This window comes from Streptomyces armeniacus, assembly GCF_003355155.1.
In the GTDB taxonomy this organism is placed as follows: domain Bacteria; phylum Actinomycetota; class Actinomycetes; order Streptomycetales; family Streptomycetaceae; genus Streptomyces; species Streptomyces armeniacus.
Genome location: NZ_CP031320.1, coordinates 6,551,209 through 6,572,312, shown reverse-complemented (window position 1 = coordinate 6,572,312; position 21,104 = coordinate 6,551,209). Strand labels below are relative to the sequence as shown.

Annotated in this window: 21 protein-coding genes; 12 read left to right on the top strand and 9 right to left on the bottom strand. The window is 74.0% G+C overall.

All coding sequences use genetic code 11. The annotated features are described in order from the left end of the window. Positions 1-150 precede the first annotated feature (150 nt). Together DVA86_RS28665 and DVA86_RS28660 are read right to left on the bottom strand one after the other, a co-directional pair. Complete coding sequence (locus tag DVA86_RS28665; RefSeq protein WP_208882667.1) at positions 151-783, bottom strand: TIGR03085 family metal-binding protein; 633 nt, start codon at positions 781-783, stop codon at positions 151-153. A gap of 36 nt (positions 784-819) precedes the next feature. Continuing rightward, the gene (locus DVA86_RS28660; RefSeq protein WP_208882665.1) at positions 820-1,665 is read right to left on the bottom strand and encodes a hypothetical protein; all 846 of its coding nucleotides are present in this window, start codon (positions 1,663-1,665) and stop codon (positions 820-822) included. Between the two features lie 136 nt (positions 1,666-1,801). Between DVA86_RS28660 and hisI the strand changes: the two genes are divergently transcribed. The 10 genes from hisI (at position 1,802) to DVA86_RS28615 (ending at position 10,067) form a co-directional block, all read left to right on the top strand. Continuing rightward, complete coding sequence (gene hisI, locus DVA86_RS28655; protein ID WP_208882663.1) at positions 1,802-2,185, top strand: phosphoribosyl-AMP cyclohydrolase; 384 nt, start codon at positions 1,802-1,804, stop codon at positions 2,183-2,185. A 160-nt stretch (positions 2,186-2,345) separates the two neighbouring features. After that, entirely contained in the window at positions 2,346-3,869 is a 1,524-nt protein-coding gene (locus tag DVA86_RS28650) for an anthranilate synthase component I (protein ID WP_208882661.1), read from the top strand. Next, positions 3,866-4,525, top strand: a complete 660-nt coding sequence (locus DVA86_RS28645) for a TIGR02234 family membrane protein (protein ID WP_208882659.1) — start codon at positions 3,866-3,868, stop codon at positions 4,523-4,525. Before DVA86_RS28650 ends, DVA86_RS28645 begins: the two co-directional genes overlap by 4 nt. Positions 4,526-4,649: 124 nt before the next feature. After that, a complete protein-coding gene (locus tag DVA86_RS28640; RefSeq protein ID WP_208882657.1) occupies positions 4,650-4,913 on the top strand; it encodes an HGxxPAAW family protein in 264 nt (87 codons plus the stop codon). A 67-nt stretch (positions 4,914-4,980) separates the two neighbouring features. After that, positions 4,981-5,505 carry a DUF2752 domain-containing protein gene (locus DVA86_RS28635; RefSeq protein ID WP_208882655.1) on the top strand — a complete coding sequence of 175 codons (525 nt, stop codon included), beginning with the start codon at positions 4,981-4,983 and terminating at the stop codon, positions 5,503-5,505. Between the two features lie 137 nt (positions 5,506-5,642). After that, positions 5,643-6,452, top strand: a complete 810-nt coding sequence (gene trpC / locus DVA86_RS28630; protein WP_208882653.1) for an indole-3-glycerol phosphate synthase TrpC — start codon at positions 5,643-5,645, stop codon at positions 6,450-6,452. Between the two features lie 8 nt (positions 6,453-6,460). Next, on the top strand, positions 6,461-6,715 hold the full coding sequence (trpM, locus tag DVA86_RS36150; protein WP_342776379.1) for a tryptophan biosynthesis modulator TrpM: 255 nt from the start codon (positions 6,461-6,463) through the stop codon (positions 6,713-6,715). 266 nt (positions 6,716-6,981) lie between these two features. Next, entirely contained in the window at positions 6,982-8,247 is a 1,266-nt protein-coding gene (trpB, locus tag DVA86_RS28625) for a tryptophan synthase subunit beta (RefSeq protein ID WP_208882651.1), read from the top strand. 44 nt (positions 8,248-8,291) lie between these two features. Further along, positions 8,292-9,122 carry a tryptophan synthase subunit alpha gene (gene trpA, locus DVA86_RS28620; RefSeq protein ID WP_208885303.1) on the top strand — a complete coding sequence of 277 codons (831 nt, stop codon included), beginning with the start codon at positions 8,292-8,294 and terminating at the stop codon, positions 9,120-9,122. A 201-nt stretch (positions 9,123-9,323) separates the two neighbouring features. Further along, complete coding sequence (locus tag DVA86_RS28615; protein ID WP_208882649.1) at positions 9,324-10,067, top strand: DsbA family protein; 744 nt, start codon at positions 9,324-9,326, stop codon at positions 10,065-10,067. Here DVA86_RS28615 and DVA86_RS28610 read toward each other — a convergent pair. Next, the gene (locus tag DVA86_RS28610; protein ID WP_208882648.1) at positions 10,064-10,654 is read right to left on the bottom strand and encodes a dihydrofolate reductase family protein; all 591 of its coding nucleotides are present in this window, start codon (positions 10,652-10,654) and stop codon (positions 10,064-10,066) included. The genes DVA86_RS28615 and DVA86_RS28610 overlap by 4 nt on opposite strands. Positions 10,655-10,908: 254 nt before the next feature. Here DVA86_RS28610 and lgt point away from each other — a divergent pair, with 254 nt between their 5' ends. Further along, the gene (lgt, locus tag DVA86_RS28605; RefSeq protein WP_208882646.1) at positions 10,909-11,964 is read left to right on the top strand and encodes a prolipoprotein diacylglyceryl transferase; all 1,056 of its coding nucleotides are present in this window, start codon (positions 10,909-10,911) and stop codon (positions 11,962-11,964) included. A 165-nt stretch (positions 11,965-12,129) separates the two neighbouring features. Here lgt and DVA86_RS28600 read toward each other — a convergent pair whose 3' ends face one another. From DVA86_RS28600 to DVA86_RS28575, 6 genes are all read right to left on the bottom strand, one after another. Beyond that, the gene (locus DVA86_RS28600; RefSeq protein WP_245997769.1) at positions 12,130-12,942 is read right to left on the bottom strand and encodes an HpcH/HpaI aldolase/citrate lyase family protein; all 813 of its coding nucleotides are present in this window, start codon (positions 12,940-12,942) and stop codon (positions 12,130-12,132) included. A gap of 71 nt (positions 12,943-13,013) precedes the next feature. After that, complete coding sequence (locus DVA86_RS28595) at positions 13,014-14,255, bottom strand: CaiB/BaiF CoA transferase family protein (protein WP_208882642.1); 1,242 nt, start codon at positions 14,253-14,255, stop codon at positions 13,014-13,016. A gap of 142 nt (positions 14,256-14,397) precedes the next feature. Beyond that, positions 14,398-15,297, bottom strand: a complete 900-nt coding sequence (rbsK, locus tag DVA86_RS28590) for a ribokinase (RefSeq protein ID WP_208882640.1) — start codon at positions 15,295-15,297, stop codon at positions 14,398-14,400. After that, entirely contained in the window at positions 15,294-16,877 is a 1,584-nt protein-coding gene (locus DVA86_RS28585; protein ID WP_208885301.1) for an ADP-ribosylglycohydrolase family protein, read from the bottom strand. Before DVA86_RS28585 ends, rbsK begins: the two co-directional genes overlap by 4 nt. Positions 16,878-17,352: 475 nt before the next feature. After that, positions 17,353-18,504: an ADP-ribosylglycohydrolase family protein gene (locus tag DVA86_RS28580; RefSeq protein ID WP_208882638.1), complete on the bottom strand. Its 1,152-nt coding sequence runs from the start codon at positions 18,502-18,504 to the stop codon at positions 17,353-17,355. Continuing rightward, on the bottom strand, positions 18,501-19,706 hold the full coding sequence (locus DVA86_RS28575; protein WP_208882636.1) for an ADP-ribosylglycohydrolase family protein: 1,206 nt from the start codon (positions 19,704-19,706) through the stop codon (positions 18,501-18,503). Before DVA86_RS28575 ends, DVA86_RS28580 begins: the two co-directional genes overlap by 4 nt. Before the next feature lie 232 nt (positions 19,707-19,938). On the opposite strand from DVA86_RS28575, the gene DVA86_RS28570 reads away from it, so the two are divergent. After that, positions 19,939-20,931, top strand: coding sequence for an ArsR/SmtB family transcription factor (locus DVA86_RS28570; protein WP_208882634.1), 993 nt, complete (start codon positions 19,939-19,941; stop codon positions 20,929-20,931). The last annotated feature ends 173 nt before the right edge of the window (positions 20,932-21,104 follow it).

Sequence of the window (21,104 nt, the reverse complement as noted above, 5' to 3'; positions counted from 1 at the left end):
TGATGTCCGGGCCAACGCCGCCGACCGGCCACTCACGACCCGTACGACATCAGACGCCGCCGCCGCGGATCACGCCCGAGGCGCCGGAGCTGCCGTGGCTGCCGAACGCACCGGTCCCCGGGCGCGTACCCGCTGCGCACCCCGGCTCGCTCAGAGCCCCAGGTCCGCGTCGTGTGCGCGCTCGACGGCCTCCTTCTCGCCCTCCAGCTCCAGCCGCGCCGCGTCCTGGCGGCCGGCGGCGAAGAGGAGCAGCTCGGCGGGCTCGCCGGTGGCCGTGACGACCGGGGTGCCCTTGCGGGCCACCGCCGTCTGGCCGTTGGGCCGGCGCAGCACGAGACCCACCGGCGACTTGCGGCCGTAGATCTTCGCGGTGGACTCGAGCCGCCGCCACAGCGCGTCGGCGAAGACCGGGTCGAGCTCGCGCGGCGTCCAGTCCGGCTGCGCGCGCCGGACGTCCTCGGAGTGCAGGAAGAACTCCACCGTGTTCGCGGCCTCGTCCACCTGCTTGAGTGCGAACGGGGACATGCGCGGCGGTCCCGTACGGATGAGCTGGATCAGCTCCTCGTACGGCTTCGCGGCGAACTCCCCCTGCACCCGCTCCAGACGGGCGGCGAGCGGCTTGATCACGATGCCGCCCGCCGCGTCGCCACGGCGCTCGCGCACGACGACGTGCGCGGCCAGGTCGCGGGTCTTCCAGCCCGCGCACAGGGTCGGGGCCTCCGGGCCGGCGGCTTCCAGCAGGTCGGCGAGGAGCAGGCGTTCACGCTTGGCATGGGTCGACATACCGCCAGGGTACGCCGACGGGCCCGGCCGGCCGGGTCAGCCGGGGAGCGGTTTCGTGAGCTTGGTGCCGTCGAGTGAGTTGCTGAGGGTGAGGGAGCAGGAGATCGTGTCCTGCCCGCGGCCCTCGTACGTCGCCAGCGACGGGTAGATCGCGTAGAAGTAGTAGTTCCGCCCGTCCTGCGGGATCGTCTTGAGCCGCTTGCTGGCGTCCGCCTTGCACAGCTCCAGGACCTTGTCCTGCAGCTCCTTCTCGGTGGAGAAGTTGCCCGTCAGCTTGTCGTTGGCGATGACCTCGCCGTTGTGCGGCGAGTTGCAGGACCGCGTCTCGACCTTCTTCACGTCGCTGCTGAGCGCCGGGTGGTCGAAGCACTGGCCCGGGTCGAGGACGACGAACGGCACCAGGTCGCTGGAGGACGGGTTGGGCTCCGCCGAGGTCTCGGGCGAGCTGGGGCTCGGGATGTCCGTGGGTATGTCGGTCGGGATGTCCGTCGGCACCTTGGACTCCGAGCCCGGGCTGCTCGGCGAGCTCGACGACTTGGACTCGTCCGAGCTGTCGTCGTCATCGCCGTTCATCATGATCACCCCGCCCACGGCCAGGCCGACGACCAGCACGGCGCCGATGATGATCGCGGCGACCTTGCCGCCGTTGTTCCCGCCGCCGGGCGGCGGGGGCGGCGTGCCGTACGGCGGCTGGCCGGGGCCGCCAGGGCCACCGGGGCCGGGCGGCTGCCCGAAACCGCCGGGCTGGCCGCCCGGGTATCCGTATCCCTGCGGCGGGCCGGGCTGCTCGGGCGGGCCGAAGCCCTGTGGCGGTCCGAAACCGCCGCCTGAGCCGGCGGCGCCGGAGCCGTGGGGGTCTTGCGGCGGCGGAGGAAAGCTCATGTCCGAAAGAATGCACCATCGCACTGACATGCGGTTGACGGGGGCCGGGAAAAGTAGCCGACGCGACAAGGCTGTTACCAGGTCCGCACCTTGTATCCATTTTCGCGAGGCGGCCGTCCGGCGGCAGAATGGCCACATGTCCCGCCCCACACCACGTACCCCGTCCCCTCCTCCGTCCTCCCTGGACCCGGCGGTCGCCGGGAGGCTCAAGCGGAACGCCGACGGTCTCGTCGCGGCCGTCGCCCAGCAGTACGACACCGGCGAGGTGCTCATGCTGGGGTGGATGGACGACGAGGCGCTGCACCGTACGCTCACCACCGGCCGGTGCACGTACTGGTCGCGCAGCCGCGGGGAGTACTGGGTGAAGGGCGACACCTCCGGGCACTTCCAGTGGGTGAAGTCGGTGGCCCTCGACTGCGACGGCGACACGGTCCTCGTGAAGGTCGACCAGGTCGGCGCCGCGTGCCACACCGGTGACCGCACCTGCTTCGACTCCGGGCAGCTCGCGCTGGACGGCTGAGACGGACCGCCCGTCTGCCCGTCCCGTCTGCCCGATACGCAGCGGACCCCGCGCCCGCTACGCCCCGCGCACGCGGAGTGCCGCGCACCCGGCGCACTCTGTGCGCTCGTGCGCCCGCAGGCGCCTGCCACCTGCGGGGTCCCGGCTAGAGTCGGGCATCATGACGACACCGGACCTCGACACCTTCCGCACGCTGGCGAAGGACCGCCGGGTCATCCCGGTCACGCGGCGGCTGCTGGCGGACGGCGACACCCCCATCGGGCTCTACCGCAAGCTCGCGGCGGAGCGCCCCGGCACGTTCCTGCTGGAGTCCGCGGAGAACGGCCGTACCTGGTCGCGCTACTCGTTCGTCGGCGTACGCAGCTCCGCCGCGCTCACCGTCCGCGACGGGCAGGCGCACTGGCTCGGCACCCCGCCCGTCGGCGTCCCCACCGACGGCGACCCGCTGCACGCGCTCCGCGAGACCGTCGAGGCCCTGCACACTCCGCGCGACCTGCACGAGTCCACCGAACTACCGCCGTTCACCGGCGGCATGGTGGGCTATCTCGGGTACGACATCGTGCGCCGTCTCGAGAAGCTAGACGACAGCACCGAGGACGATCTCAAGGTGCCCGAGCTGACGATGCTGCTCGCGTCCGACCTTGCCGTCCTCGACCACCGCGACGGCACGGTGCTGCTGATCGCCAACGCCATCAACCACAACGACCTCGAGACCGGCGTCGACGACGCCTACCGCGGCGCGGTCGCCCGGCTCGACGCGATGGCCGCCGACCTGGACCGGCCGACGCCCGCGAGCACCACGCCGCTGCCGCCGTCGCGGCTGCCCGAGTACGTGGCGCGGTCCGGCGGCGAGACGTACCAGGCGGCCGTCGAGGACATCAAGGAACGCATCCGGGCGGGGGAGGCGTTCCAGGTCGTCCCGTCGCAGCGGTTCGAGGCGCCGTGCGCCGCGCGGGCGCTGGACGTGTACCGGGTGCTGCGCGCCACCAACCCCAGCCCGTACATGTACCTGTTCCGCTTCGAGGACGACAACGGCGGCTTCGACGTCGTCGGCTCCAGCCCCGAGGCCCTGATCAAGGTCGAGGACGGCCGCGCCCTGCTGCACCCCATCGCGGGCACACGGCCGCGCGGCGACACCCCGCAGCAGGACACGGCCCTCGCCGACGAACTCCTCGCCGACCCCAAGGAGCGCGCCGAGCACCTGATGCTCGTCGACCTCGGCCGCAACGACCTGGGCCGGGTCTGCGAGCCGGGCAGCGTCGAGGTCGTCGACTTCATGTCCGTCGAGCGCTACAGCCACGTCATGCACATCGTGTCCACCGTCACCGGGCAGCTCGCCGAGGGCCGTACGGCGTTCGACGCGCTCACCGCCTGCTTCCCCGCGGGCACCCTCTCCGGCGCCCCCAAGCCGCGCGCGCTGCAGATCATCGAGGAGCTGGAGCCCACCCGGCGCGGCATCTACGGCGGCTGCGTCGGCTATCTCGACTTCGCGGGCGACTCCGACACGGCCATCGCGATCCGTACGGCACTGCTGCGCGGCGGCACCGCCTACGTACAGGCTGGCGCCGGCGTGGTGGCCGACTCCGACCCCGTCGCCGAGGACATCGAGTGCCGGAACAAGGCCGCCGCCCTGCTGAGGGCGGTGGACACCGCCGAACGGCTCGGCGGTAGCGTGGACACGTGACTTCCGAACCCCCGGCAACCACCCCGCGGCCGTCCCGGGCGCCCCGGCGCGCGCTGGCGTGCGCGCTGCTGACGGGCGCGCTGGGCGCGGCGGTGGTGCTGGTGGCCGCCGGCCAGGTGTGGAGCGAGAGCACCGCGTCGTTCGCGGACGGCACCCTCCCACTGGAGGCCGAGGGCGGCGACATCAGCGGACTCCCCAGCGCGCTGGCGCTGGTGGGGCTGGCCGCGCTGGTCGCCGTGTTCGCGGTGCGCCGCGCCGTACGGTTCGCCGTCGCCGGACTGCTCGCCCTCTGTGGCGCAGGCACCGTCGTCACCGCCGTGCTGGGCGCGAACGACACGGCCGCACTCCAGGACAAGGCCGCGCAGGCCAGCGGTCTCGCGAGCAGCGGCATCGGCGACGTGACCCACAGCGTCTGGCCGTACCTTTCGGCGGCGGGCGGCGTCCTGCTTCTCGTCGCGGGGGCGCTGGCCCTGCGCTACGGGCGGGACTGGCCGTCGATGGCGGGCAGCGGGCGGTACGAGCGGACGCCCCGCGCGTCCCGTACGCGCTCCAGGGCCGGGGGCCGCGCGGCCGCGCCTCCGGTGGACCCGGACCGGCCCGAGGACCTGTGGAAGGCGCTCGACCGCGGCGAGGACCCCACGTACGGCACGTCCTGACGCGTACGGCACGTCCCGAAGTGCGCGAACGGCACCCCCTGACTCGGGCTGCCGCGCGCACGGGGGAGAATGGCGCGGGCGGGCCCCGTACACGTCCGCGTAGTTGATCGATGAGGAGCAGTCAATGGCGGGCAACAACCACGGACACACGCTGGCGGCCTGGACCGGCGTCACCATCACCTTCCTCGGCTTCTGCATCGGCGGGGCCTTCACGGTGATGGCGCAGCCGCTCGGAGTCGCGGCCGGTTGCGCCGTAGCACTTCTCGGCGGCGTGGTGGGACTGGCCATGCGAGCCGCGGGCCTCGGCCAGAAGCCCCAGCCGCAGCGTCAGCCGCAGCCGCGGGCGAGCCAGGAGCCGGCCTCGGCTTCGGCCTCCGCGCAGTCCTGACCGCAGCCGCGCGGCCGAAGGCCGCACACGGGTGGCCCGGCGGGCGGCCGGCGGGGAAGGTGGGAGCGTGAGCGATCCGACCGAACCGACCGGCCCGGCCGGTCCGCGGGGCGCACCCGGCCCGTACGGCGGCAGCGGCCCGTACGCCGACCGTGGCCCGTACGAAGACCGCCGCGGGCCGCTCGTACGGCTCGCCGCCCCCGCCGTCGCGCTGGTGACCGTGGGCGCCGCCGTCGCGTTCGTCGGCGCCGTGGACCCCAACCGGCCCGGCCGCTACCCCGCATGCCCCCTGCTGCAGCTCACCGGCATCTACTGCCCGGGCTGCGGCGGCCTTCGTACGGCGCACGCCGTCGCGCACGGCGACCTCGTCGCGGCCCTGGGCGCCAACGCCCTGGTCGTCGCGGCCTTCCTCGTCTTCGCCGCCGTATGGCTGCGCTGGTCCTGGGCGGCGCTGCGGCGGCGGCCGGTGCTCTCCCTGGGGGCGCTGTCGCCGGTACGGCCGCGGGTGGTGCACTGGTGGGTACTCGGCGGACTGGTGCTCGTTTTCTCGGTTGTCCGGAATTTGCCCCTCGGCGCGGCGCTGGCGCCCTGACGGGGCCCGGACCCCATGATCGTTCTGTCCGGAATATGGGACTTGGCGCAACCGGATGCGGGTGCTCCGCCCCCCGGCGGATACCATCGGAGTGCCTGACCACCCCATTCCCTCAGCCACGAAGGGGGGCCGCTCGCGTGAGTGTGCTCGACGAGATCATCGACGGCGTCCGCGAAGACCTCGCCGAGCGGCAGGCGCGCGTCAGCCTCGACGATCTCAAGCAGCGCGCCGGGGCCGCCCCGCAGGCCAAGGACGGGATCGCCGCGCTCAAGGGCGACAGTGTCAAGGTCATCTGCGAGGTCAAGCGCTCGAGCCCGTCCAAGGGCGCCCTCGCCGCCATCGCCGACCCCGCGGGGCTCGCCGCCGACTACGAGGCGGGCGGCGCCGCCGTCATCTCCGTCCTCACCGAGCAGCGCCGCTTCGGCGGCTCCCTCGCGGACCTCGAAGCGGTCCGCGCCAAGGTCGACATCCCGGTGCTGCGCAAGGACTTCGTCTTCACCGCGTACCAGCTGTGGGAGGCGCGCGCGTACGGCGCCGACCTCGTCCTGCTGATCGTCGCCGCGCTCGAGCAGGAGGCGCTCGTCTCGCTCGTCGAGCGGGCCGAGTCCATCGGGCTCACGCCCCTCGTCGAGGTGCACGACGAGGAGGAGGTCGAGCGCGCGCTGGCCGCCGGCGCGAAGCTGATCGGCGTGAACGCGCGCAACCTGCGCACTCTCGAGGTCGACCGCGGCAACTTCGAGCGGATCGCCCCGGAGATTCCGGACCACGTCGTCAAGATCGCCGAGTCCGGCGTACGGGGCCCGCACGACCTGATCGCCTACGCGAACGAGGGCGCCGACGCCGTCCTCGTCGGCGAGTCCCTGGTCACCGGCAAGGACCCGCGGTCGGCGGTCGCCGACCTGGTCGCCGCCGGCGCACACCCCGCGCTCCGGCACGGGCGGGGCTGACCGCACCGATGACCACCGCACGCGCCGCCGCGCCGCAGGCCCCCGTCCCGGGGAGTTCCGCGGGCCGCGGCGCGCGTCCGCCGTACGCGCCGCCGTGCGCGCCGTCGGACCACCGCCTGCCGCACGCGGCGCTGCGCCGGGGCTGCCGCCCGCGCGGCTGCCGCGCGCCCGCGCGCCGCGTCCACGGCCGCCGCGTGCGCTACCACATCGGGTGCGAGCCCGGCCAGATCAACGGTCGCCGATGGCGGCTCCCCACGGCCTGAGCGCGCCGCGCTGACCCTTTCCGGCCATCCTCCGCCTGTGACGGAGGCCGGAGCTCACCTCACGCGCGCCGGGCCGTACGCCCGTACGCCGGGGCGCGCCCCGGCAGGCGCGCCGCCGCTGCACGCCGCGGTCCCACCCGTACGCGCCCCTCACCGGCCCCTGCCCGGCCCCTGTCCGGCGCCGGCCGCGCGCGCCCGTACGGGCCCGTACGGGCCCGTCCGCGCCTACCGTTTCCCTTACAACACCTTTGCGAGGAGTACGTCGGATGTCCGGCTTCTTCATCCCCGACCGCGACGGTCGGGTGCCCACCCCCGAGGGCTACTTCGGGATCTTCGGCGGGAAGTTCATCCCCGAGGCGCTGGTCGCCGCCGTCGACGAGGTCGCGGCCGAGTACCAGAAGGCCAAGGACGACCCCGCCTTCGCCGCCGAGCTGGAGGAGCTGCTGGTCGACTACACCGGCCGGCCCAGCCCGCTCACCGAGGCGGCGCGGTTCGCCGAACACGCGGGCGGCGCCCGGGTGTTCCTCAAGCGCGAGGACCTGAACCACACCGGCTCACACAAGATCAACAACGTGCTCGGCCAGGCCCTGCTCACCAAGCGCATGGGCAAGACCCGGGTGATCGCCGAGACCGGCGCCGGCCAGCACGGCGTCGCCACGGCGACTGCCTGCGCCTACTTCGGCCTCGAGTGCACCATCTACATGGGCGAGATCGACACCGAGCGCCAGGCGCTCAACGTCGCGCGCATGCGCATGCTCGGTGCCCAGGTCGTCCCCGTGGCCTCCGGCAGCCGCACCCTCAAGGACGCCATCAACGAGGCGTTCCGCGACTGGGTCGCCAACGTCGACCGCACCCACTACCTCTTCGGTACGGTCGCAGGCCCGCACCCCTTCCCCGTACTCGTACGGGACTTCCACCGCGTCATCGGCGTCGAGGCGCGCCGGCAGATCCTGGAGCGTACGGGCCGTCTGCCGGACGCGGTGGCCGCCTGCGTGGGCGGCGGGTCCAACGCGATCGGCCTGTTCCACGCGTTCATCCCGGACACGGACGTGCGGCTGGTCGGCTTCGAGGCCGCGGGCCACGGCGTGGATTCCGGCGAGCACGCGGCGACCCTGACCGCGGGCGAGCCCGGGGTGCTGCACGGCTCGCGCTCGTACGTGCTGCAGGACGACGAGGGGCAGATCACCGAGCCGTACTCCATCTCGGCCGGCCTCGACTACCCCGGCATCGGCCCGGAGCACGCGTATCTGAAGGACTCGGGCCGCGGCGAATACCGGCCGGTCACCGACGACGAGGCGATGCAGGCGCTGCGGCTGCTGTCCCGTACCGAGGGCATCATTCCGGCCATCGAGAGCGCGCACGCGCTCGCCGGCGCGCTCGACCTGGGCAAGGAGCTGGGGAAGGACGGGATCGTCCTGGTCAACCTCTCCGGCCGCGGCGACAAGGACATGGACACGGCGGCCCGCTACTTCGGGCTGTACGACGGGGCCGAGGGCTCCGGCAAGGACGAGGGAAAGGGGGCGGACCAGTGAACGGACCCGTGGACGAGCAGGCCGGCGGGCCCGCGAGCACACCCGTGAGCGGGCAGCCCGCCGGGAACGCCGAGCTGCTGCGCACCACCCTCGCCGCCGCTGCCGACGAGGGCCGGGCCGCCCTGGTCGGCTACCTCCCGGCCGGATTCCCCACCGTGGACGGCGGCATCCAGGCGTGCACCGCGCTGCTGGAGGGCGGCTGCGACATCGTCGAGGTCGGCCTCCCGCACAGCGACCCGGTGCTGGACGGGCCGGTCATCCAGACCGCGGACGACATCGCGCTGCGCGGCGGCGTCCGTATCGCCGACGTGCTCCGTACGGTGCGCGAGACGCACGCCGCGACGGGCGCGCCGGTGCTGTGCATGACGTACTGGAACCCGGTCGACCGCTACGGCGCCGAGCGGTTCGCCGCCGAGCTCGCCGCCGCGGGCGGCGCAGGCTGCATCCTGCCCGACCTGCCGGTCGAGGAGTCCGACGGCTGGCGGAAGGCCGCCGAGCAGCACGGCCTCGCGACGGTCTTCGTGGTCGCGCCGTCCAGCAAGGACGCGCGGCTGGCGCGGATCACTGAGGCGGGCAGCGGCTTCGTGTACGCGGCCTCGCTGATGGGCGTGACGGGCACCCGCGAGTCGGTCGGCCGGGAGGCGGCGGAACTGGTGCGCCGCACGCGCGCCACCACGCGGCTGCCGGTGTGCGTCGGGCTCGGCGTCTCGACGCCGGGGCAGGCGGCGGAGGTCGCCGCGTTCGCGGACGGGGTGATCGTCGGCTCCGCCTTCGTCAAACGCCTGCTCGACGCGGGCGACGACCTGGCGGCGGGCCTCGCGGACGTACGGACGCTCGCGGGCGAACTGGCGGCAGGCGTGCGCGTACGCGGCTGAGCGCGCGGGCGGCGTACGTACGGCGGCGCGCGTGCGTACGGCGGCGCGCGTGCGTACCGCGGCGCGCGTACGGCGCGCGGCGTGGGCGCACGGTCCGGGACAGACAGTTCCGGGCCGTGCGCCCGCCGGGTCCTTCTTTCGGGGGAAACGCGGCCGGTGGTGCACGCGCGTGCGGCACCCGGTTCGTTTGCCCAGGTTGTGATGAGCCAGAAGAACCGCGAGGGAAAGCGCAGCGCACGCGAGCGGCTGCGGGAGCAGCGCGAGCGCGAGAGGGCGGCGGACAAACGCCTGAGGGTGCTGAAGGTGGCCGGCGCGATGGCCGCGGTGCTCGGCGTGGCCGCCGTCACCGGCGTGGTCGTCGCCAACCAGGGCGATGACGGGGGCGGCGACACCGCGTCCGCGAAACCGATCACCCAGGGCACCGGCCGCGCCGCCGCGACCCTCACCGTCTACGAGGACTTCCGCTGCCCGGCCTGCGCGCAGTTCGAGAACGCGTTCCGCGGGACCATCCGCGAGCTGGAGGAGGCCGGGAAGCTCAAGACCGAGTACCACATCGTCACGATCATCGACGGCAACATGGGCGGCAACGGCTCCAAGTACGCGGCGAACGCGGCGGCCTGCGCACGCGACCAGGGCAAGTTCCGGCCGTACCACGACGTGCTGTTCAGCAACCAGCCCGGCGAGCAGGACGACGCGTTCGGCGACAAGAAGCGGCTGCTCCGGCTGGCCGGGAAGGTCGAAGGGCTGGAGGGGCCGGCGTTCGAGAAGTGCGTGGAGGACGGCCGGCACGGCACGTGGGTGGAGCGGTCGAACAACGCGTTCCTCGAGTCGGGGCACAACGCGACCCCGACCGTGCTGCTGGACGGCGAGAACGTGTACGCGGACCAGAGCGATCCGCTGACGCCGGAGAAGCTGAAGAGGATGGTCGAGGCGAAGACCGCCTAGTAGCTGTCGTAGCTCGGCTTGCCGCCCGGCCGGAAGACGCCGATGACGGTGCCGCCCTTCGTCGTCGACACGCTGACCGGCTCCAGCGCGGTGGGGATCGCTCCGTCGGCGAACAGCCGCTTGCCGGTGCCGATGGTCAGCCGGTACTCGTCGACGATGCCGTGCCGCATGAGGGTCTGGGCGAGGTCGCCGCTGCCGACGACGTTGATGTCGCCGCCGTCGGACGCCTTCAGCTGGCGCAGGGCATCGACGATGTCGCCCTCCAGCAGCGTGGAGTTCTGCCACTCGACGGACGTCAGGGACCGGGACGCCACGTACTTGCGCATGCTGTTCATCCGCTCGGTGAACGGGTTGCCGGGGTCGGCGGTCGGCCAGTACGACGCGAAGATCTCGTACGTCTTGCGGCCGAGCAGCATCGCGTCGGAGTGCTCGTACCAGCCGGCGATGGCCGCGCCGACCTCGTCGTCGGCCACCGGCTTCTGCCAGCCGCCGTGCTCGAAGCCGCTCTCGGCGTCCTCGTCCGGACCGCCCGGCGCCTGCATCACGCCGTCCAGCGTCAGGAATGTGCAAACGATGATCTTGCGCATGGTGCGCTCCTTTCGTCGATGGGTAGACCGCACGACCGCCGGAAACTCATCGGCGGAACTTCCGCGGTGCGGCTGGCGCGGGCACCGGCGCGGTGCGTACTGGGGCGGTGCGTACGGGCCCCGTGCGTACGGGGTCGGGAGCGCGGCGGACGGGGCGCGGGACACACGGATGGAGGCCCCTGGGCTCGTTATGGAGCCGTTGTGCCGGGCGGAGTGCCCACGCGGGCGCCCGGCACGATAGCGTCGGGAACGCCATGAACACCCTTGCCTTCATCCCGAGCCCCTCCGCCGGCGAGATCCATCTCGGACCGGTGCCGTTGCGCGGCTATGCGCTCTGCATCATCGTCGGTGTCTTCTTCGCGGTCTGGCTCGGCGGCAGGCGCTGGGTCGCCCGTGGCGGTCAGCCCGGTACCGTCGCCGACATCGCCGTGTGGGCCGTCCCGTTCGGACTGATCGGCGGCCGCCTCTACCACGTCATCACCGACTACCAGCTCTACTTCGGCGAGGGCCGCAACTGGGTCGACGCCTTCCGCGTGTGGGACGGCGGCCTCGGCATCTGGGGCGCGGTCGCGATCGGCGCCGTCGGCGCCTGGATCGGCTGCCGCCGCCGTGGCATCCCGCTGCCCGCGTGGGCCGACGCGCTGGCGCCCGGGCTCGCCGCCGCCCAGGCGATCGGCCGCTGGGGGAACTGGTTCAACCAGGAGCTGTACGGGCGCGCCACGGACGTCCCCTGGGCCGTCAAGATCGACCCGGAGAACCGGCCCGTCGACTCCCCGGACCTGGCGACGTACCACCCGACGTTCCTCTACGAGTCGCTGTGGTGCATCGGCGCGGCACTGCTGGTGATCTGGGCCGACCGGCGCTTCCGGATGGGGCACGGCCGGGTCTTCGCGCTGTACGTGGCGCTGTACACGGTCGGGCGCTTCTGGATCGAGTACATGCGCATCGATGACGCGCACGAGGTCTGGGGGCTGCGGCTCAACAACTGGACGTCGGTCGTGGTCTTCCTCGGTGCCGTCGCGTACATGGTGATCTCGCAACGCCGGTCGCCCGGACGCGAGGAGGTCGTGGAGCCGCGCGCACCAGGGGACGACGACGGCGGTGCCGGCGGCAGCGGCGGCGGCAGCGGGAAGGACGCCGGGGCCGCGGTCAGCATGAAGAAGGCGAAGGACGGTTCCGGGACGGACGAGTCCGCGGCGGATGGTTCCGAATCAGACGATCCCGAACCGGCCGATCCGGCGGACGCGGCCGACGACGGCGGCTCCACCGCCGAGGCGAGCGCACAGCAGGGCTCCTCGAAGAAGTCCTGACCGCTCAACTCTCCCGATCCGAACGGCGATACGGCGCGCGGGCCCCAACGGGCACCGCGCGCCGGCGCGTTGCGGGCGGCCTGCCCGGGCCGGGCAGCCGGAGCCGCCTGAACGCCTGCGCCTGAGCCGCCTGAGCTGAGTGAGCTGAGTGAGCGCCTGCGCGCGTCAGCGGCCCTTACGGTGCGCCAGGGCCAGGGTGTGCCGGGCGCCCGCGACGACCGCCGCGTCCACGAACCGGCCGTCCGGCAGCGCGAGCGCGCCCGCGTCCGTGGCGGCGGCCCGCAGCACCTCCTCGGCGGCCTCGACCTCCTGCGCCGACGGCAGGTACGCCCGCTCGATCACGGGCAGTTGGCGCGGGTGGATCGCCGTACGCCCGAGGAAGCCCAGGGAACGGCCGTGCGCGCAGGAGCGCGCCAGCCCCTCCACGTCCCGTACGTCCGGATACACGGACTGCGCCGGCGGCGCCAGCCCCGCCGCACGCGCCGCGACCACAGCGCGGCTGCGCGGCCACGCCAGCCCGTCGTCGCCGGTCACGCCCAGGACGGCGCGCAGATCGGCCTCGCCCAGCGCGATGCCGTACACGGCGGCGTGCGCCGTGGCGACGGCGAAGGCGTTCTCGATGCCGAGGGCCGATTCGAGCAACGGGTACAGCGGCGGTACGGCGTCGCCCGCCGCCCACCGGGCGACGCGTGCCACGTCGGCCGCGCCGTCGACCTTGGGCAGCCGCAGCCCGGCCAGGCCCGGCAGCGGCGCGAGGGCACGGGTGTCGGCCTCGGCGAGCGGGGTGTCCAGGGCGTTGATGCGGACGTGGACCGGTACGGGCCCCGGGGCAGGGGCGCTGAGCAGTTCGGCGGTGGCGCCGCGCGCGTACGCCTTGCGCTCGGGCGCGACCGCGTCCTCGAGGTCGACGATGACGACGTCGGCCCCGGAGCCCAGCGCCTTGGCGACGACGTCCGGGCGGTCGCCCGGTACGTACAGCCAGGTGAGCGGCGGGGGAGCGGCGGCGAGGTGTGCCGCTGCGCCGGGGGCGTCGTCGCGCGCGGTGCCGTTCACAGCGCGCCTCCTTCCCGCAGTTCGGCTATCTCGCCCGCGCTGAGGCCGAGTTCGGCGAGTACGGCGTCGGTGTCGGCGCCGTGCCGGCGGCCCGCCCACTTGATGGCGCCGGGGGTCTCGGAGAGCCGGAAAAGGACGTTCTGCATGCGGACGGTTCCGAGCTCGTCGTCCTCCACCTCGGTGATCGAGCCGAGCGCCTGGTACTGCTCGTCCGCCAGCACGTCCCGTACGTCGTTGATCGGCGCCACCGCGGCCTCGGCCTTCTCGAACGCGGCGATGACCTCCGCGCTGTCGCGCTCCGCTATCCAGCCGCCGACCGCCGCGTCCAGCTCGTCCGCGTGCTCCGCACGCCCCGCACCCGTGCCGAACCACGGTTCCTCCACCAGCTCCGGCCGCCCCACCAGCCGCATCACCCGCTCCGCGATCGACTGCGCGGAGGTCGACACGGCCAGCCAACGGCCGTCCGCGGCGCGGTAGGTGTTGCGCGGCGCGTTGTTCGTGGACCGGTTGCCGGTGCGCGGCTGTACGTAGCCGAGCTGGTCGTACCAGATCGGCTGCGGCCCCAGCACCGTCAGCATCGGCTCGATGATCGCCATGTCGACGACCTGGCCGCGGCCCGTACGGTCGCGGCCGTGCAGTGCCGTCAGCACCGCGTACGCCGTGGACAGCGCCGCCACCGAGTCCGCCAGGCCGAACGGCGGCAGCGTCGGCGGCCCGTCCGGCTCCCCGGTGACCGCCGCGAAACCGCTCATCGCCTCGGCGAGCGTGCCGAAACCGGCGCGGCGCGCGTACGGCCCGAACTGCCCGAAGCCGGTGACCCGCGCCAGCACCAGCCGCGGGTTGACGTCGGACAGCCGGTCCCAGCCCAGGCCCCACTTCTCCAGCGTGCCGGGCCTGAAGTTCTCGACGATGACGTCCGCTTCGGCGGCGAGGCGCAGCAGTACGTCGCGGCCGCCGGGGGTGGACAGATCGAGGGTGAGGTTCCGCTTGTTCCGGCCGAGCAGCTTCCACCAGAGGCCGACGCCGTCCTTGGCGGGGCCGTGGCCGCGCGACGGGTCGGGCTTGCGCGGGTGCTCTACCTTGATCACTTCGGCGCCGAAGTCACCGAGCATGGTGGCGGCGAGCGGTCCGGCGAAGAGGGTGGCGAGATCGAGCACGCGCACACCGGCGAGGGGGGCGGCGGGTGCGGCCGGGGTTCCGTCAGGGGCTGCGTCAGGGCAGTCGTGCGAGTCGTTCATCAGAGCGTTCGTTCTTTCCTGGATCAGTCGCTGCTGGATCAGTCGTTACGGGATGATCAGGTAGTGGACGATCAGGTGGACCGGCGGTCCGGTGGTCCGGTGGTCCGGTGGTCCGGTGGTCCGGTGGTCCGGTGGTCGGTGGTCAGCCGGTGAAGGCGTCGATCTCGTGGCGGTACGGCATGGACGCGGACGCCCCCGCCCGCTGTACGGAGAGCGCGGCCGCCGCCGATGCCCACGCCAGGGCCTCCGGCATGGGCCGCCCCTCACCGGACGCGACCGCGAGTGCGCCGACGAACGTGTCCCCGGCCGCCGTGGTGTCCTCCGCCTGTACGCGCGGCGCGGGCACCAGCACCGGCTCGGCGCCGCGGGCGGCGTACAGGCTGCCCTCCGCGCCCAGCGTCACTACCACCTCGGGCACGGTGGCGAGCAGTTCGGCCGCCGCCTTGTACGGGTCGGACGTGCCCGTGAGCGCCGCCGCCTCGTGCTCGTTCGGCACCAACAGGTCGGTGTTGGCGAGGAGTTCGCCCGGGAGCGGCTGCGCGGGAGCGGGCGTCAGCACGACTCGTACGCCGTGCGCCCGTGCCGCCCGCGCCCCCGCGAGCACGCCGGACAGGGGGATCTCCAGCTGCAGGAGCAGCGCGCCGGCGGCGGCGATACGGGCGTCGTCGCCGTCGGCCAGTCCGCCGACCGTGCCGTTGGCGCCGGGCACGACGATGATGGAGTTGCCGCCGTCGTCGTCGACCACGATGTGCGCGATGCCGCTCGCGCCGCCGACGGTCCGCAGGCCGCCCGTGTCGACGTGCGCGTCGGCCAGCGCCGTACGCAGCTGCGTGCCGAAGTCGTCCGCGCCGACCGCCCCGATCATCGACACCGCGCCGCCCGCGCGGGCCGCGGCGACGGCCTGGTTCGCGCCCTTGCCGCCGGGGATCGTACGGAACGCGCTGCCCGTCACGGTCTCACCGAGGCGCGGTGCGGTGGGGACGTAGGCGACCAGGTCCATGTTGGTGCTGCCCAGTACGGCGATGGCCGGGGGAGGGGTCATGGCGAGGGGTTCTCCTGTCGGTCCGTACGGCTGGTGGCGTTCTCGGGTGCGGTGCCGGGTGGTGTGGTGCCGGGTGCGCAGGCGCGGGGCGCCGTGGCGCCGGGTGGTGCGGGTGGTGCGGGCGGGGCCGCCAGGGCGGCGGTCCGTACGGCGAGTTCGTCGAAGCCGATGCCGTCCAGACCGCCGACGGTGGTCGCCAGCCGGTTCCGGAGCGGCGCCGTCCAGCGCGCCGGGAGCGCGTCCGGCGCGCCCGCGAGCAGCCCGGCCACCGAGCCCGCCGTCGCCCCGTTGGAGTCGGTGTCCCAACCGCCCGACACCGCACGGGAGACGGAGCCGGTGAAGTCGCCGTCGGCGTGGGTGAGGGCGGCGCTGAGCAGCGCGGCGTTCGGCAGGACGTGCACCCAGTGGTGCCGCCCGTACGCCGCGTGCAGCGCGTCCGCCACCGGTTCGAAACCGGCCGCGGTGCCGGTCGGTTCGGCCAGCGCCGCCTCGATACCGGTGCGGACGGCCGCCGCGTAACGGGACCGCTCCGGCACGACCGCCAGGCCGGCGCGCAGGCACTCGTGCACGCGGGGCGCGGCGGGCTTGTCCGGTGCGGCGGGCGCGCCCGGTGCGCCGGACGCGGCGCCGGCCGCCGCGGCGGTGACGGCGGCCACGAACATGGCGCCGTACACGCCGTTGGCGGTGTGCGTCAGCACGGCGTCGCGCCAGGCCAGTTCGGCGGCCGTCGCCGGGTCGCCCGGGTGGGTCCAGCCGAAGACGTCGGCGCGGATCTGCGCCCCGATCCACTCGCGGAACGGGTTGCGGGTGCTCGCGGTGAGCGGCGGCTCGATCCCGTCGAGGAGGTTGCGGTACGCGACGCGCTCGGCGGTGAACGTACGGCCCGCGGGAAGCTCGTCCAGCCACAGCTGCGCGACGTCGGCGGTGCGGAAGGTGTGGCCGTGGCGCTGGAGCAGGAGAAGGGCGAGGAGGGGGTAGTTGAGGTCGTCGTCCTCCGGTGCGCCGTCGATGTTCTCGGCGAGTGAAGTGGCGGCGCTGCGGCGGTTCCAGGGCCAGCGGGCGGCGGTGTCGGCGGGGAGGCCGCGGGCGGTGAACCAGGTGTGAAGCGGCCAGTTGCCGGTGGCGCGGGCGATCTCCCGAATACCGGTGAGGGGCAGCTTCTCGACGGGCTTCCCGAGCACGCACCCGACGGCGCGGCCGAGCCAGGCGGCTTCGAGGCGCGTGGTGTGTGCGGCGCCCGACGGTTGGTGTGTCGCCGTACGCGCCGTACGCGCCGTGGGTGCGGCGGTCGGCCACTGCGGGCAGGCGGCCTTGATCGCGGCGAGATCGGTGGGCTCGTAGGCGGCCGACGGGGAGGGCAGCTCGGCGAGTTCGTCGAGCACGTCCTGGGCCAGGGCACGCAGCCGCGGATCTGTCGGGCCGGGGGACGCCCCGGCCCGCTCCGGCGCGAGCGCGCCGCCGGCCGCGATCCAGCGCCGCTGGATCGCGGCGGCGTCCCGGCCGTCCTCCGCGGCCTGCCGCAGCTCGTGCCCGACGAGGTCCTCGGGCTGCACCCATGTCAGCCGCAACGCGCCGCTCATCGCCCACCGCCCGAGGCCGAACGAATCCAGCCGTTCCGGCCTTCCCAGCCCGTCCGGCTCACCCAGCCCGTCCGGCGTTTGAGGACGGCCCTCGGCCATGGTGGTCGGAGAGCACGCTGTCGGCGTTCAGGGCCACTGGCCTCGTGCGGCGTGTGGCCGCTCCGGTCTGTCCTCAATCGCCGGACGGGCTGGGTGGGTGGCGGATGGTGACTTCGCTGCCTGCGGTCGGGTTCTTGGGACTGGCGCGGGCAAATCCAGCCTGTCCGGCGTTTGAGGACGATCCTCGGCCATGGTGGTCGGTTGGTGTGCCGCGTAGCGACGGGGTTGGCTGCGGGCCGGTGGCCGCTCCGGTCCGTCCTCAATCGCCGGACGGGCTGGGTGGGCCGGACGGGCTTGGGGGGTGGCTGGACCGGTTTGGTGGGGCCGACGGGCTCAAGAGGGCCGGGCGCCATCGTGGCGAAGACGTGGGGGTCCATCACAGGTCCGCCAGCGTCGCGAAGGCGTCCTCGTGGGCGCGCCTCCGTCGTTGGTCGTGGGCGAAGACCTCCCGCGTGACCGTCGCCAGCGAGGCCGCCGGGGCCCGCAAATCGAGGCGGCTCGCGCGGCCGATCTCGTCGCTCCACTCCGCCGGTACCGCGCTTTCCCCGCGCAGCGCCCCGACGATCGCGCCGCTCATGGTGGCGATCGAGTCGCAGTCGCGGCCGTAGTTCACCGAACCCAGCACCGTGTGCCGGAAGTCGCCGTCCCCGATCAGCAGCATCCCCAGCGCGACGGGGAGTTCCTCGATCGCGTGCAGCCGGGACGGCCGTCGCGCGCCGAGTGAGGGCTGCCGGTAGTCGGGGCCGACCGTGTCGTACGGCGTGACCGCTGCCCGCAGCGGCTTCAGCGCGCCCTCGAAGTCGGCGTGCCCCGCGGCCACTTCGCACACCGCCTCGATGGCGTCGCGCGTGCCGTCCTTGGCCAGCGCCAGGGCCGTCTCGACGACCGACGCGGGCGTCGCCCCCGGCGTGAACGCCGCCGCCACCGCCGCCGCGAAGACTCCCGCGGCCTCACGCCCGTACGAGGACTGGTGTGCCCCGGCGACGTCCAGTGCCTCGGCGTACGCGGCCGCTGGGTTACCGGCGTTGACGGCGCCGACCGGCGCCATGTACATCGCGGCGCCGCAGTTGACGATGTTCCCGACGCCCGCCTCGCGCGGGTCGACGTGCCCGTAGTGGAGGCGCGCGACGATCCACTTCTCCGCGAGGAAGATGCGTTGCAGCGGCAGCGCCTCGGCCTCGAGTTCGGGAATCCAGCGCGGATTGCCGATCAGGTCGGGCACGAGGTGGTCGGCGACGGCGTACGCGTCGAGGTGGTCGCGCACCCGCTCGTAGACGCGTACGAGGGCGTGCGTCATGAGGGTGTCGTCGGTGACGTGTCCGTCGCCCTTGTGGTACGGGGCGATGGGCCGCGCCGTCCGCCAGTCCTCGTAGAACGGGCCGACGATGCCGTGCACCCGGCCGCCGTGCCGCTCCGCGATCTGCTCCGGCGTCCAGCCCTCGACCGGCCCGCCGAGCGCGTCGCCTACGGCCGCGCCGACCAGGCAGCCGGCCGTACGGTCCTCCAGGGTCAGGGGGTGGTGCGTCATGGGCGAGTCAGTCCTTCCACCGGAGTGCCCCCGGCTGTGCTTGCTGTGTTTTCCGGCGTACGTGACGTGCCGTGCGTATGTGGCGTGCCGGATGTACGTGACGTGCCGGATGTACGTGATGTGCGGGACACGTGGTCGTCAGCGGCGTCGGCGGCCACGGGCATGCCGTACAGGGCCGCTGACGCGCCCTCGGGCGTGGTGAGTTCCGTACGGGCCAGCAGGTCGGCGAGCTCCACCAGGTCGGTGCCCGCCAGCCGGGGCAGCGCGCAGCCCGACAGCGAACGGCACGCCTCCCGCCAGCTGCGCGGCAGCGCCGCCGCGCCCCCGATGGCGCCGGTCAGCGCGCCGGTCAGCGCGGGCGCCGAGTCGGCCACCCGGGACAGGCAGGCGGCGGCGGGCACCGCCTCGGCGATCTGGCCGCGGCCCGCCACGGCGACGGCGAGCGCGACGGGTACGGTCTCGGCCGCGGCGATGCCGTAGCTGTAGATGTGGTCGACGATCTCGTGCTCCAGGTCGGGCACGAGCGCGAACGCGCTGCCCGGCAGCCCCGGCCGCTCGGCGACGGCCTTGCGGGCGAGCCGTACGGCGTGCTGCGTGTTGCGGCGGATCTCGGTGTCCGCCGGGAGCTGGTCGAGCGCGGCGTCCACGCACGCGTCCACGTCCGCGCCGCCGAACGCCGCCGCGACGGCCGCGGCCATCGCGCGTGCGCCGTACACGCCGTCGCCGTCCTGGGTGTAATGCGCGTCGTACGCGGCCAGTTCCGCGGCGGCCGCCGGGTCGCCGGGGTGGACGGTGGCCAGCACCGTCGCCCGTACGCACGCCGCGTCGTCGAAGAAGTGCGGGTTGTCGTGCCCGGTGGCGGGCGGGCGCAGGCCCGCGGCGAGATTCCCCAGCCCGGCCCGTACGGAGATACGGGCGCGCAGCGGCAGCACGGCCGACTCCACCTCGGGGGCGCGTACGGCGGCCGCGGCGACCTCGCTGGCCAGGCTGTTCCACGCGAGGTCGAGCGCCGCCCGCATACGGCGGTCCCGGCCGAGGTCGCTGAGCAGCGCGCCCGCGGCGGTGAGCACCGACTCGGCGGTGAACGCCGCCCATTCGGCATCGTCGGAGGGGCCGAGGCGGAGGGGTTCGGGGGGCTGGTTGAGGGAGTAGCGCCGTCCGCCGAAGGCGGTGCCCACGGCGTCCGGCGCGTGCAGCTGCAAGGCGGAGTGCCGTCCTCGTAGTGGGCTACTCGGACGGTGCGACAACGCAGCAGATGTGCGTGCAGGGCGTCGTGGGCAAGGCGGGACTGTGACGACAGGCCCTAGGGCTCAGCCGCGCGGCGACGGCGGCGCGGCGGCGGAGTCCGGGTGCGGAGTTCCGGCCACGGGAGTTCCGGGTACGTACGGGGTCCGGCGGCGGAGTCCGTACGGGCACACGGGGAAGAGGCGGGCCATGCTGCGCGTGTACTTCACGTCCGAGGACCTGGCGCGGGTGCGGGTCGCCACGGGCCCGGACTACCTGTGGGAGATCAGCAACAGCGTCCAGACGCTGCAACGGCGCGACGGCGCACGGGTGTTCGGCGAGTGGCGCCGCTGGGCGCGGCCGCGGCTGTCGGACAGCTGCCGGCTGCTGTCGCCGCTCCTGCCGCCGTACGGCTACTCCCCGGACTTCCTCACGCCCACGTACGGCGACTGCGAGTCGCTGCAGGCCGCCGTCGACACCCTCGTCCACACGCCGCCGCCACGGCTGCGCACCGACCTGACGCGGGTGGCCGCCTCCCGGAGGCTGCCGGTCTGGACGGAGTCGCTCGCGGGCGGTGACGGCGACGCGCTCCAGCGGCTGGGGCAGGCGCTGCACACGTACCACCTGGAGGCGCTCGCCCCGTTCTGGCATCGCATCCACGCCCACATCGACGCCGACCGCATCATCCGCCTGCACTCGCTGCTCGACGGCGGTACGGACGGGCTGCTGGCCGGTCTCGGGCCCCGGTTCCGCTGGCGCCCGCCCGTGCTGGAGGCGGACTACCCGGTGGACCACGAACTGCGCCTGGACGGGCGGGGGCTCACCCTCCAGCCGTCGTTCTTCTGCTGGCCGACGCCGATCACGCTCGCCGACAGCGAGCTGCCCCCGGTGCTCGTCTATCCCATCGACCACGCGATGGACTGGACGCGGCCCGAGCCCCCGGAGCGTCCGGACGACGGCCCGCTGGGGCCGCTGCTCGGGCACACGCGGGCGGCGGTGCTCAGGGCGGCCCGTACGGGCGCGTCCACGGTCGAGTTGGCCCGCATGCTGGCGGTGACCCATCCGGCGATCAGCCAGCACGTGAAGGTGCTGCGTGCGGCGGGACTTGTGACCACGGTCCGCAGGGCGGGGCGGGCGTTCCACGTGGCGACGGCGGAGGGGCGGGCGCTGCTGCGCAGCGGTGAGCGGGGCGGCGCGCCCTAGCCGTACGCGGCGGGCCGGACGTACGGCACGCCGTGCCCGTACGCGGCGGCGCGGCGGACGTTCCGCACCGGCCGCCGGCGGGCCGTAAGTCTGGGCTTTCACTTATTGCGCGTGACATGCGCATGCGCGGAAGCTTGTCGGGCTGTTGCACACGCATCCCCCACCGCGTTGCG